Annotated in this window: 11 protein-coding genes; 2 read left to right on the top strand and 9 right to left on the bottom strand. The window is 25.3% G+C overall.

Annotated features, from left to right (window positions below):
• Nucleotides 1-26: 26 nt before the first annotated feature.
• The 7 genes from AC07E4_RS09105 to AC07E4_RS09075 form a co-directional block, all read right to left on the bottom strand.
• Nucleotides 27-1,364: a CCA tRNA nucleotidyltransferase gene (locus tag AC07E4_RS09105; RefSeq protein WP_478216199.1), complete on the bottom strand. Its 1,338-nt coding sequence runs from the start codon at nt 1,362-1,364 to the stop codon at nt 27-29.
• Between the two features lie 121 nt (nt 1,365-1,485).
• Nucleotides 1,486-2,382 carry a polysaccharide deacetylase family protein gene (locus tag AC07E4_RS09100; protein WP_051540114.1) on the bottom strand — a complete coding sequence of 299 codons (897 nt, stop codon included), beginning with the start codon at nt 2,380-2,382 and terminating at the stop codon, nt 1,486-1,488.
• A gap of 166 nt (nt 2,383-2,548) precedes the next feature.
• Nucleotides 2,549-3,214, bottom strand: a complete 666-nt coding sequence (locus tag AC07E4_RS09095; RefSeq protein WP_040327297.1) for a deoxynucleoside kinase — start codon at nt 3,212-3,214, stop codon at nt 2,549-2,551.
• A gap of 425 nt (nt 3,215-3,639) precedes the next feature.
• Nucleotides 3,640-4,257 carry a class I SAM-dependent methyltransferase gene (locus AC07E4_RS09090; RefSeq protein WP_478216198.1) on the bottom strand — a complete coding sequence of 206 codons (618 nt, stop codon included), beginning with the start codon at nt 4,255-4,257 and terminating at the stop codon, nt 3,640-3,642.
• A 502-nt stretch (nt 4,258-4,759) separates the two neighbouring features.
• Nucleotides 4,760-6,403, bottom strand: a complete 1,644-nt coding sequence (gene cplR, locus AC07E4_RS09085) for an ABC-F type ribosomal protection protein CplR (protein ID WP_478216197.1) — start codon at nt 6,401-6,403, stop codon at nt 4,760-4,762.
• 291 nt (nt 6,404-6,694) lie between these two features.
• Nucleotides 6,695-7,576 carry a glycerophosphodiester phosphodiesterase family protein gene (locus AC07E4_RS09080; RefSeq protein ID WP_478216196.1) on the bottom strand — a complete coding sequence of 294 codons (882 nt, stop codon included), beginning with the start codon at nt 7,574-7,576 and terminating at the stop codon, nt 6,695-6,697.
• Nucleotides 7,577-7,721: 145 nt separating this feature from the next.
• A complete protein-coding gene (locus AC07E4_RS09075) occupies nt 7,722-8,342 on the bottom strand; it encodes an HD domain-containing protein (protein WP_478216195.1) in 621 nt (206 codons plus the stop codon).
• A gap of 217 nt (nt 8,343-8,559) precedes the next feature.
• Between AC07E4_RS09075 and AC07E4_RS09070 the strand changes: the two genes are divergently transcribed.
• Nucleotides 8,560-10,557, top strand: coding sequence for a flagellar assembly protein A (locus AC07E4_RS09070; protein ID WP_478216194.1), 1,998 nt, complete (start codon nt 8,560-8,562; stop codon nt 10,555-10,557).
• Between the two features lie 83 nt (nt 10,558-10,640).
• Here AC07E4_RS09070 and AC07E4_RS09065 read toward each other — a convergent pair whose 3' ends face one another.
• On the bottom strand, nt 10,641-11,498 hold the full coding sequence (locus AC07E4_RS09065) for an undecaprenyl-diphosphate phosphatase (protein ID WP_040327292.1): 858 nt from the start codon (nt 11,496-11,498) through the stop codon (nt 10,641-10,643).
• 925 nt (nt 11,499-12,423) lie between these two features.
• On the opposite strand from AC07E4_RS09065, the gene AC07E4_RS09060 reads away from it, so the two are divergent.
• Complete coding sequence (locus AC07E4_RS09060) at nt 12,424-12,978, top strand: flavodoxin family protein (RefSeq protein ID WP_478216193.1); 555 nt, start codon at nt 12,424-12,426, stop codon at nt 12,976-12,978.
• Nucleotides 12,979-13,024: 46 nt separating this feature from the next.
• On the opposite strand, the gene AC07E4_RS09055 is transcribed toward AC07E4_RS09060, so the two are convergent.
• Nucleotides 13,025-14,377 (bottom strand): MATE family efflux transporter, encoded by a 1,353-nt coding sequence (locus tag AC07E4_RS09055; RefSeq protein ID WP_478216192.1) that lies wholly within the window; start codon nt 14,375-14,377, stop codon nt 13,025-13,027.
• Nucleotides 14,378-14,524 lie beyond the last annotated feature (147 nt).

Below are 14,524 nucleotides of genomic sequence, written 5' to 3'. Positions count from 1 at the left end.
AACTTTTAACAATAAAATTTATCATATTAGAATTTTATTAACTTTAATGACTTTTCCATTAAATATTCTCTTTCATTCAAATTTGGATTTTCCAAAACATCCTGTAATAGTAAATTAAGTATCTCTCCTACTTTTTTCCCCTTTTCTACACCTATTTCAATTAAATCATTTCCATTTATCTTTAAGTCTTTTATTCTCATAGGTTCATTATGTTCTAATATACTATTACAAGCTCTATTTAATTCATCTATATCTTCATATTTCGCATATGTTGGATGTGATGATATTCTATCTGCTCTCATTAAATTAAAAAGTGCATTTAAATTATCTTCACCTATATCTACTATATATTTTTTTAATTTAGCTTTACTTGTTATTCCAGGAACTCTCATATGATTTCTTATAAGTAAAGACACTTTTTCTATAGAACTATTGTCAAATCTTAATTTTTTTAATATGTCTTTAGCCATTTTTTCACCTTCAACTTCATGAAAATAGAAATGGCCTCCCTTTTTATCCATAGTAAAAGTTTTAGGTTTTGCTATGTCATGAAGTAATGCAGCTAATCTAATTTCTAAATTGTTTTCCACATTGTCAAGTACCATCATTGTGTGATTAAATACATCTTTATCATGATACCTACTTCTTTGGTCAAAATTTACTGTTTCTAAAAGCTCTGGAATTATATACTGTAAAAGGTTTAAATCAAGTAGTCGCCTGATTCCTTTGGATGGTGATGAACTTATTAATATTTTTATAAATTCATCACGTATTCTTTCAGCACTAATGTTTTTTAAAAGAATACTATTAACTTTTATTGCTTTTAAAGTTTCTTTTTCAATTTCAAGTCCTAATTGAGCTTCAAACCTTACAGCCCTAAGCATTCTAAGCCCATCTTCTTCAAATCTTTTTTCTTTTTCTCCTATTGCTCTTATTATTTTATTTTGTAAATCTTCTTTACCACTAAAATAATCTATAGTTCCAAATTTATTATTATAAGCTAGTGCATTTATTGTAAAGTCTCTTCTTTTTAAATCTTCTTTTAATTCATTGGTAAAAAAGACTTCGCTAGGTCTCCTATTATCTAAATACTCCCCTTCTATTCTATATGTTGTAACTTCAAAATTTTCTTTTTCTATAACAATAGTCACAGTTCCATGCTGTAATCCAGTGTCAATAACTTTATACCCTACTTCTTCAAAAATTTCTTTAACTTTAAGAGGTTTTGCATTTGTAGTTACATCAAAATCATTAGGATTTTTTCCTAAAATGCTATCTCTTACACATCCACCCACAACAAAGGCCTCATACCCATTACTATATAATGTATCAATTATATTATTAACATTTTTGGGTAAAATCAAAGTATCTCCCCCTCTAACTAAAATATATAATGTCGCACCATAGCAAAATAAAGTTAATCATTCTATTATATTTTTAACTTAACCAGTATATTATATCTTAGTTTTGAACATTTAATTATATTTAATACTTAGCTCTTAAGAATTGTATTACATATTCATCTGGACTTAATGCTCTAAATTCATAACCATCTTTTTTAAGTGTTTCTATAACACATGGTAATGCATAAACCGTAGTAGTTTTTGGTGGTGCATCATGCATAAGTATTATTGGAGAATTAAATTGTTTTGCTCCTTTTATAGCTTCTCTTATTATATTATCCACACTCATTGTTGTTGCATTTGCATCAGTAGAATCTACATTCCAATCAAAATAAGTTACATTGCTTTCTATTAAATATTTGCTTAAGTCCACCATAATATCTTTATGATATCTATCACTTACAGTATTATTGCTTCCACCTGGAAACCTTGCTATTTCTATATCATAATTACATTTTTCTTTTAAAAGCCTTTGAAGCTTTAAAAAGTCTTCTGAGTAGTTTTCAAGTGATGTATATATGTATTTATAATCGTGACTATAACTATGATTACCTATAGTATGCCCATTGTTTATTATTTCTTTATAAAGCTCTATAGATTCGTCATCTTCCTTACCAACAACAAAAAAAGTAGCTTTTATATCATACTTTTTTAAAATATCTAATATTTTTCTAGTATTAACACTTGGTCCATCATCAAAAGTTAAATACACTACTTTGTCATCAATTTCATTGGTTATGTAATATGATACCGCTTTCTCTCCATTGAAACTTTTTATAGTTTCTATTATTTTTTCACTGTTTTTCTCCATATCATCTATTAAGTTATTACTTTTATAATTAGCATTTACGGCTAAAGTGCTATTCACCTCGATTTTTTCACTAATATTTGTTATGATACCACTACTATAGCATATCATAACAACTAAACATACTAATATAAAAACCATATAAGATAAAAAATTTTTTTCATTATTCATATTTAATTCCTTCTTTAATCCAAAGTTTTGTATAATATATCATACCTTTTTATTTTACCTAATAAGCAGTAATTTATTCTTTAAAACCATTTTATAAAAAAAATAATTCTAAAATGAAATATAAATCTCATTTTAGAATTATTTTTAGATAATAAATTCCTATAAATTACATACCTTGCTGAATTTCTTTAAGTTTATCTTCAATAAGGTTCATAACTTTTTTTCTATCTTCAATATTATTCTCAAAGTCTAAATTATCTACATTTATTTTTAATATAGGTGATATGCTATATTCATCAAAATATTGTCTATAATTATCATTTAATTTTTCCCAATAATCTCTTTCAACTATTTTTTCGTATTCTCTTCCTCTTTTATTTATTCTTCTCATTGCTTCATCAACAGTAACTTCTAGATAAACTAAAAGCTTAGGAGCTTTACAATGTTCTATCATGTTTTCAAATAATTCTATGTAAAGATCAAACTCTTCCTTAGACATCTCCCCTGCATCTTGTAACATCTTTGCAAATATTATATCTCCATAAATACTTCTATCCATAACAGCATTTTCTATTTTAGATGCATCTTTTATATTTTTAAATCTCTTATTTAGGAAAAATATTTGTAATGGAAAACTATATCTTTCTCTATCATAATAGAACTTTTCTAATATAGGGTTGTCTACTACTGGCTCTTCAAACGCTACATACCCATTTTCCTCTAATATATTCATAAGGGTACTTTTACCTACACCCACTACTCCATCAATTACTAACATGTTCCAGTATCCTCCTCTGTTGATCTTTTCTAATGTCTTCTTATAGAAACTCATTCCAATTACTCCTTATATATGGTTCTAAGCTAGTATTTCAGTTTATACCTTTATCCTTTGATAAATTTATATTTAAATCCTAGTTTGCTATCTGAAAACAGTTGAAAATTAGAAAGTAATAATCCCAATGTTGCCATTTAATATTAAAATATTGCGTATAATTCAATTGGCACATTTCATTTTTCCTTTGTTGCTAAAATCTAGCCTACCTTCGTAGCTGAAATTTTAACCTTAGCGGTCTTTGATTTGGATATAAATTTTCCTACTTTCAATTATACTAATTTAATTATCAGTTGAAACAATAATAATTTAAATTTTCAACTATATCATACCAAATATTGTGTTTCACTTTTTTAAAACTACAAGTATTAGTATATTAATAATTTAATCTTATTTCAATAGATTTATTTAAATTTCATTTTTCATTAATCTTCACAATCTTCTTTCTTAATTCCACAGATACTAAATAAGCTATATTTATGTTTTTTATCTTCTATATCTTTAAAATCTGAATAAAAAACTCTGCCATCATTTAAAACATCAAAACCACTTTTTCTCAATATAGATTTAATTTCACCTATGTCAAATCCATTATGACCTTTAAAATCTTTATCATGAAAACTTCCATCATCTTTTGTTAAATCAACTATTATTATTTTTCCGCTTATATTTAAAAAACTATTTAACTTACTTAAAGTTTCTTCTAAATTCTCTATGTGATGTAATGCCATAGACGTATATATTACATCGTATTTTTCATCACTTTCTAAATTCAATATATCTCCACACCAAGTTTTCATATTATCTATACTATTTTCTTTTATCTTTTCATTTACAACATTTATCATACCTTCTGATAAATCTATTAACATAAACTCTTTAAAACTATCTATAAGTCCAAAAGATATAAGCCCCGTACCACATCCAAACTCTAAACCTTTACTCTCATTATTTAAATAACTTCCAATTTCCTCACTTATTTTCTTTGCTCTATTTACTCTATACTCACTATCCCATGTTTTTGACTTCTCATTAAAATCCATAATAAAAATTCTCCCTTATTTTTATAGGGAAACAAGCTCGAATTCAAAATAACAAATTTATCAATTGAAAAGCTTTTTTCTTTCATCAAGGAACAGGAATTATTTAAATTAGTATTTCTTTGAAATTTTTATGAATAACGTTTTAAATAATTACTGTTTCTTGTAACACTACCACTCTCATTTAATATTTGAATAATTTCATTTTTCAGCTTGGAACCCTATATATACTCATATATAAATTCTACAATTCTGACATATCCATTGTCAATTTAAATAAGAAAACTTTAAAATATTATACAAAAATTAACTATTGACAATTAACAATTAAAATAGAACTAAACTAGAACTCTACAATTGTCATTTAATAAATTTTTTCTCTTTATTTATAAAATGAATAGTACTGATATTCAAGTTTATTTTAAAATTTACATTTATAAGTAGTTTAAAATCCTACATAAAAATGGTAGCCAAGTTATACCTAGACTACCATGAAACAACCAATCTATACTTTTATCTTCTTTATTTTGCTAATTAAATTTATATATTCATTATTTAAAGTTGACTTTTTCTCTTCATCAGTTTCTATTGATAATAATGAAATAGTTTCTGATAATCTATTTTCTAAAACTAATAACTCATCATCATGTTCTTTATCTACTTTATTTATTAATTTATTTTCATATTCTAAATATTCATTATAACTTCCATCAAATTGTTCAATTCTTTTATCTTTAAATTCCATTATATAATCACATACATTAGAAATAAAGGCTTTATCATGCGATACTACAATTACTGTTTTATCTGTACTTATAAGTGCATTTTCTAATGACTCTATAGATTTTACATCTAAATAATTTGTTGGCTCATCTAATATTATCATATTATTATCGCATAATATAACTTTACAAATAGCAACTTTAACTTTTTCACCACCACTAAGCTCTGAAACAAGTTTATTTACATCATCACAATTAAAACCAAAGTGATTTAAGTTCATCATTATAAAGCTATTATCATAGGATGAGTTCATTTTTACATTTTCTAATATACTTTTATTATCATTTAAAATGTTTTGACTTTGATCAAAATATCCTATATAAGCAGTATTACAAACATGTATATTATCATTAGTTCTATTTAATATTTCTCTTATCAAAGTAGTTTTTCCACAGCCATTTTCACCTATTATAGCTACTTTTTTTCCTCTCTCAATACTAAAATTAGCATCATTTAATAGAACTTTATCTTCAATATATAATGTTAAGTTTTTAGCAGTGATTGGATGTTTTGAATTCATTTCTTTACCCTTTTGTATATTAATTTTTATTTCAATTTCTTTTTTAGGTTTTTCTTTAATATCCATATGTTTTATTCTATTTTTTATTGACTTTATGTTATTATCAAGAGTTTTCTTTCCACTTTGATCACCCATTTTTATTGTCTTAGCTTCAGATTGCCCCATACCTTTTGGCGCTTTATTTATTCTTTCTCTTAATTCTTCTTTTTTCTCTATAGCTTTTTCTAACCTTATTTTTTCTTTCTTATATTCACAGTATTCCTTTTCTTCCCTTTTTCTTTTTTCACTTTTCAACTTACTATATGTATTATAATCACCACTATACTGAGTTAACTTTCCATTTTCTATTTCTACAATACTTGTACAAAGTTCATTTAAAAAGCTTCTATCATGAGAAACTATAAGTAATGTACCTTTAAAATCTTTTACCATCTCTTTAAGTTCATCTATACTTTTAGAATCTAAATTCGATGTAGGTTCATCTAATATTATAAGACTAGTATTTTCAGTAAGTGCTTCTGATATCTTAAGCTTTACTTTTTCTCCACCAGATAAGTAGTCTTCATATTTAGTTGGTGCATTAAACACACTTTTTGCTTTAGAATCTAAACACTCGCCTAAAAAATTTTTTTGTTGGCTTACATAGGAATAACTATCTGTAATAAAAACCTTACCTTCATCTACTGATTCTTCTCCAATTAAAATTTTAAGTAATGTAGTTTTTCCTACACCATTACATCCAACAATTCCTATTCTATCTCCTTCTATAATCTCAAACTTTTTAATATCTAATATAACTCTGTCTTTGTAAGATTTTTTTACTTTATCTAACATAGCTAGTTGCATAAAAAGTTCCTCCTTAAAGAAATAAAAGCTTTAAACTGTAATTCTTATCATAAGTTTAATAAAAAACAAAATCATTTAATTAATCACATCAAAGATACGCTTTCATAAGGTAACTTTACACATCAATTAATCATATATATTATTTCATAAATGAAGTCATTGTATCCTATTATATTAAAAGATTTATTTGAATTATTAGTAAATATGTATTTTAAAATTCAAGTTATAGGAAAACAAGCCAATTTAAAAATAAATTGACTTGTTTTTTAATAATCATATTAATTTATAAGTTTATTTTGTTTTGCTATTTGAATATTCCATAATTCCTATTTCAAAAACATCTTTCGCATCTATGTTTTCAAATATTGCGTTTGAATATTCTTTAAGTGCTATCTTTAAATCTTCTTTTGTTCTTATTGTCCAACAAATAGATGGTACACCATTTACATTTTGTTTATCTATAAATTTTTTATTTCCCTCTTTAAATTCACAAGCTATAAAATTAGGTCTACTTTTGAAATTTAAAAGCATATTTTTAAGAACAAATTTTTTTAATCCATTCATATCTTCATTTTTAAAACTTCCAACTAATTGACCTCTTAATACTTCAGGATCATTCTTTTTAAACCATTCTAAAACAAAAGGATTAAAGGATTGAACTGCATATTCTCCTTTATAATTTTGCAATTCTTTTTTTACCTCTTCTTCTAAAGTACCAACTTTACCTTCATTTTTTATTTCTATTAATAGTGAAGTTTTTTCATTCACAAACTTTAAAACTTCTTCAAATGTAGGAATTTTTTCTTTGCTATCTTTTAATGTAAGTCCTTTTATTTCTTCATAACTACATTCATCAATATTCTTATCTAAGCCTGTCATTCTCTTTAAATTTCTATCATGAAAAACTACAACCTTATTATCTTTAGTCATATGCACATCTAATTCTATTGTCATTTTATTATTTATAGCATTTTCAAAAGATTTTATTGAGTTCTCTGGAATAGCATCATTATGTAACCCTCTATGTGCTATAGGTTTATTTAGTAGCCATGGTGTTGCATAATTTTTACTATTATCTCCATTCCTCATAAATGAACTTAATGCTTTTATAACTATTATTAAAACTAATATTATTATTGCAAAAGTAACTATTTTATTTTTTCTTAGTTTCACAAAACAACACTCCCATCTTTTTTATTATGTATATATAAGTGAATTTTATCTTCTACATAATAAACTATACATTTTGTATAAGCTTAAAAATATATTAGTTTCAACACTTTCAATGTATTTCTTTATAAGATACATGTAGTAAAAGTTAAAAATTTTTTTCTACTATGCTTTCCAAATACTTTTTAGCATCTAATATCCATTTATGCGGACATAAAATAACATTATTATCTATTATATAATTAATATATGTTAATGATGCCTTTTCTAGAGATATACTTAGTGCTTTTTCTACCTCATTATAAAATGGTGGAACATTCTCTTGATCCCATGCAAGTTTATCTGCTATAAAAAGTGACATATCATACTTGGATGGATTGCTTTTTAAAGTTGTATGACATTCTATTGCATCTAACACTCTTATATCTTCTATTTTAAAAACTTCTTTTGAAATTATCTTTGATATTCTTTGATGTAATATAAACGGATATTTCTCTTCTGCATTATCTATATAGCTAAAGTTTTCTTTTGCATATTTAGACATTTCATTTAAACTTACAATTGCACTTATATCATGAAGATATCCTGCATTTTTGCAAGCTTCTATATCTAAATTAAACATCTTGGCTATTTTCACATTCATTTCAGCTACATTCTTACAATGATTATATGTTTCTTCTTTCTTACATTCATAAAGTAACTTTCTTACGCCCTCTTCTAATGTATTATCTAAAATATTGGTTGTATTATAATTTAACTTTATTGTCATATTACCCTCCTACATATACCTTAATTAAATACTAGATAAATTTGATTTTAACTCAATATGTACTTTCGATATTTCATTTAATAAACCCTCTATTTCAGTACATTTTATTTGAGATTGAAATTATTTTATAGTTAATTATGTAAATTCGTGTTATAATATGTCTAAATATAAATTATTTTTAAAATTTTCTAATAAATATCGAAAGGTGTGTGATATTATGCATTTATTATATCGTGGTATATCTTTAAATGACTGTTTAGAAAAAGCTTCTCTTGAGTTAAATTTACCTAAAGAAAAAATAGACTATAATATCATAAAAAAATCTAATTTTTTTAATAAGGAATTTATGGTAGAGGTCATATTTGACTATCTAACTCTAGATAATGATAAAGTAGAAAATCATTATTTAGATAATACTTCTACTACAGAAGAGAAATTAGACAACACATGTTCACTGCCAATATCCCCTAGTTTTGAAACATCTCTTAAGGAATATGGTGCTAGTGTTAAAAATGGTGAAATATTAGTTTATGAAGATATCTTTAATAAAAATAAAATACAAATTACACCTTGTCATGGAATTACAGTTTATATTAACAATGAAAAATGTGATGAGAACTCTCAATATACAATTACTGAAGAAGATATTATTACTTATGAAAGTATTGAGAATGATTCATTTAGAAAGTTTAATATATCTATATCTGACGATTGTATGGAAGCTTACTTAACTGTTGAATACATACCTAAATCTACTTATAAATTGAAAGACAGTGCTATTAAAGAAATTTTAAATTTAGAAGTTGAAGAAGAAATTATAGAGTTTCCTAATAAATACACACTAATAGATATTGTTAAAGAATTAAATAAAATCAATGTAAAAAGTGGAGTTATTATAAAAAATATTAAGGATTGTTGCTTAAATGGTGGTGAAAACATTCTTATAGCAAAAGGTACACCTGTTATAGATGATACTAAAACTAAAATAGAACTTTTATTTGATTGCAATGATGACAAAAGTTTATATGATATAGATGAATTTAAAAACCTTTATTCTATGTCATATGTGAAAACTCAAGATATAATTGCTAAAATTATTCCAGGCTCCATTGGTGAAGATGGAATAAATATATATGGTGACATAGTAAAGAAATTAACTATAAAAAATACACCCATTAATGTAGGTGATGGCTGTAGAGTTAAAAATAATATAATTACATCTACAACTTCTGGACGACCTGTTGTTCAAAATGGTGTTATATCTGTTAACCCTGTTTATATGCTAGATAATATAGATGAGGATTCTGGTGACATTACTTTTAAAGGTGATATTGAAGTATCTAGTAATATTACAAACAACAACAAAGTTATAAGTACTAATTCCATATTAGTAAAAGGTAATGTTTTATATTCTAAATTGTCTTGTACTGGAAACATTAAAATTTTTAAAAATGTAATAAGTTCAACACTTATTTCAGGTGGAAAAGATTTAAATCCTTTAAAAGAATCTTATCTTAATACATTAAAAATTTATATAAATGAACTAGGTAATATAATAAATGCTACAGAAAGGTTATTAACACATTATCCTAATAAAACTATTGGAGAACTTACTAAAATACTTATAGAAACTAGATATAAAACCTTACCGAAACTTTCAACTAACATTCTGACATATAACTTAAAACAAGGCATTATAAATAGTGATGTTTTAGACTTTATAAAAAATAAACTAGTAGGTTTATGTAGTTTTAAAGTTTCTTCAATTAAAGAACTATATAACTTTAAATTTATTCTTGAAAATGAATTTAAGAATTTAAATGTAAATGTAATAATTCCATCTGATGTTTATATATCTTACACAGAATCAAGTTTAATAAAATCTACAAAAGATATTATTATTTCTGGCAAAGGTTCCTATAACTCTGAAATAAGAGCTCTCTCAAATATAAAATTTCTTGATGAAAACGCTGTAGCTATGAGAGGAACTTTATATGCTGGAAATCATTTAGATTTAAAAACTGTTGGAAGCCCTTCTGGAATAAAAACTAAATTACAAGTTGATGAATTTGGTGTAATAACTGCTGATAAAGCATATTCAAATACGTTATTTACCATTGGATATAAACAATATTTACTTGAAAGACCTATGAGAAACATTAAAATTCAATTAAACTCTCATGGTGAAATAGACATAGAAGGTTTAGATTTATAAATTATACTGGTTTTATATAAATTTTAAAATACATTATAAAAATTAAGAGAGAACAGTATTTTGTTCTCTCTTTAAATCATTTGTTATGCACTTAATGTTATTACTTTTGTAAATACTAGTATTGCAAGTAAAACTCCTGCTGCTACTCTGTATATAGCAAATATTCTCATTGGTCTTTTCTTTAAGAATGTTACAAACTTATCCATAACTATTATTGATACTATGAATGCAACGATAAATCCAATTATAAGAGCTATCCATAATGTTGGAGTCATTATAGAAAAGTCAAATTCAAATAAATCTTTTCCTGATGATCCTATCATTGCTGGAATTGCTAAGAAAAATGAAAATTCTGCTGCTATTGGTGTTGAAAGTCCTGCAATCCATCCACCCATTATTGTAGATGCACTTCTTGACATCCCTGGCCACATAGATAACACTTGGAATATACCAACTTTTAATGATTGCATGTAGCTTATATTATCTATATCTCTTGTAGCATGTTTTTTCTTTCTAAACATGTTTTCTATAACTAATAATAATATACCACCAACTATAAAGCCTACAATTACAGCTTCTGGTTTAAATAGTTTCTTTATATCACTATAAAATAAAACACCAACTATACCTGCTGGAATAGAACCTACTATTACATTTATTCCAAATTTAAAACCTGTTCTTCCTTGTTTACCTTTTGTAAAAATATATTTAAAAAACTCGATTACACTGTCTTTTATTTTTTTCCAATATAGCACAACTACTGCAAGTATTGCTCCAAGCTGAATTACAACTTCAAACATTTTTGCAAATTCACCGTGAAAATTAATAGCACTTCCTACTAAAATCATATGTCCTGTAGATGATACTGGAATAAATTCCGTTAATCCTTCTACTATTGCGACTATAATTGCTTTAAAAATAAATAAAATATCTAATCCCATTATAAATCACTCTTTCTTTCTAAATCATTAACAATATATATCTAAATTAATATAAATCTAAGTTATTTTGACACTATATATCCTATGTAACCACTCCCATCACCATCAAATTAAGTACAACAACCATTATTTTATCACATATAAGTTTACATGACAATTATTGATATTTTATTCCATTTCTTATATCTAGGGTTCCAAGTTCAAATTTAAAGTAATGTCTTTCTCAAATGATAGTACTAATCTTACAGTTTATTTTTATATTTGGAACCAAGTAAGAGTTAAGAGTGAAAAGTGAAAAGTTATAGTTGGTATTACTCACTTCGCTTTTAATATCTAAAAATAGAAATGCTTAAAAACTACGTTTTTATATTGTTTTCAACTAATTTGCTCTGCAAATTTAATAAAAAATCATTCTTTAAAATTGGAAGTCCAATTTTTACATTCACTTTCAATTTTCAATTTTCCATTTTCAATTAAATTAATTAGAATTCTCAGCTGAAACATAAATAACTTAAAGTTTCAACTTGGATACCCTTAAGAGTGAGACTAGCTCGGAATCATTTTATAATAAGTATTCTTTTGAAATCAATATATTTACAGCTTTAAAAAGAGTTTTGAATTCGAGCTTGTTTCACTATAGAATTAAATCTTCATTAAGTTTTACCTGCACTTTAAACTAGACAACCTATCTTAAATCTCTGTACTTGTGATTTTAATTCTTAACTGTTTGCCCTATTAAATTATTGACTAAAAATCTAATTATTTTCATATACCTTATATTAAATAAAAATTTATAAATGTACCATTCATTTGTCTAACATATATCTAATTTAAAATTACATTTATGTAACTTTGGATTTTTCATGTATTTTAAATACATTTATGTTATGATATACAAAATAAAAATAATTAGGGGGATTTATTTATGAAAGCAATATGTATAGTTGGAAGTCCAAACTCTAATGGAAGTACATCATATGTATCTGATAAAATTATAGAAGGTCTTAAAGTTAATAACATTGAAACAAAAAAATATGTTCTTGGGGAAATGAACATAAATTATTGTAAGGGTTGTAATTTATGTCATGAAACAAGAAAATGCATTCAAACTGATGATATGGATAAAATCTTTGCGGATTTATATGATTCAGATATTGTTATAATTGCATCATCTTCATACTGGGGTGATGTTACTGGACAATTAAAAGTTTTTTTTGATCGCTCTACTCCACTTTGTGATACAAATGGTGAAACATTAGTTCCTAAAGGAAAACTTGGAATTTCTGTTTCAATTAGAGCAGGTAGCCATGTTGAAGAAAATATACATTTAATTAACGCTATAGAACATTACTATGGTCACCTAGGCATAAAACCAATTAAAAGATTTACTATAGAAGGTGTAAACACTAAAAATGATCTTATAAAAAAACAAGACAAACTTAATGAAGCATTTGAATTAGGTAAACATATTTTAGTCTAATTTATAATTCAAATAACCTTGTAAATACAACGTTAAAATGTAATATTTACAAGATTATTTTCTTTTTCATGTTTTTAATTGTTTTTACAAGTATAATAGCTGTTATTACGGCTGAAAGTCCATCTGATATAGCTCCTGATAGCCATACTCCTGTAATTCCTTTAAACTTAGGAACTATTATCATACATGGTATCAATATAATTACTTGCCTTAATAAACTTAAAACCATAGCTATTTTCACTTTACCAATTGCTTGAAATAAATTAGATATGATTACTTGAAAGCCAACTAATGGCATCATCATAAGATATATTTTTATACCCTTTACAGTTGTATTTATAAGCTCAGAATTATCATTAAACATTGATATAAGTACTTTAGGTATAAGCTGAATAATTAAAAATCCTAACATAAGAATAATAGTTGCTACTATTACTCCATATTTTACTGTTTCTTTAACTCTCTCATAATTTTTAGCGCCATAATTAAATCCTATTATAGGTTGTGAGCCTTGATTTATACCAAATACAGGCATCATAAATATCATTGAAATACTTGAAATTATAGCCATAGCTGCTATTGCATTATCTCCCCCATAAGTTTTTAATGCATTATTTGATATTAATTGCACAAATCCCTGTGAAATTTGTATACAAAATGGCACCATTCCTATAGTAATTATACTTATTACAACTTCTTTTTTTAATTTCATATTACTTTTCTTAATTTTAAGTATACTTTTTCCTTTAGTAAAATAATATAAAATCCATATTGTAGAAATAGACCGTGCTATAATTGTTGCTATTGCAGCACCCCTAACACCCATATCTAATACAAATATAAATATTGGATCTAATATGATGTTGGCTATGGCTCCTATTAACATAGAAAACATAGCTGTCTTTGGACTACCATCGCTTCTTATTGAGTGATTTAACCCAAAACTTAACATATTAAATACAGTTCCTATAAATATTATTTCTATATAATCTCTAGCAAATCCAATTGTATTTTTACTAGCACCAAATATATTTAATATAGGGTCAATAAATACAAGCCCTACAACTGATGCTAAAAAACTTAGTAATAATAACAATGTTACTGCATTGCCTAAATGATTTTCTGCACTTTCTTTGTCATTTTCGCCTAATTTTATTGATATTTTATAGGAAGTACCTATTCCAACCATCATGCTAAAAGCAGACACTACTGTAACTATTGGCATTGCTATGCCAACACCGCTTAATGCTAAGTTGCCAATTCCTTTTATATGACCTATATACATTCTATCTACTATATTATATAAAGTATTTACAATCATCCCCACTATTGCTGGGATTGAAAACTCTAATAATAACTTATATATTTTCTCTTCACCTAATCGCTTTTGCATATCCATTATTTAAATCCTCCATATCCACTCCTTTAAAACCCTTTTAATTGTATATTCTACATGAAAGTTTAAATTACCTTTAACACTTTTTGACCAAAAATAATTTACTATAAAAAAAAATGATATACCATCTTGTGATATACCATTTCAAAA

It is taken from the genome of Clostridium amazonense, from assembly GCF_056431285.1.
This window is presented reverse-complemented; position numbering and strand designations above follow the sequence as displayed.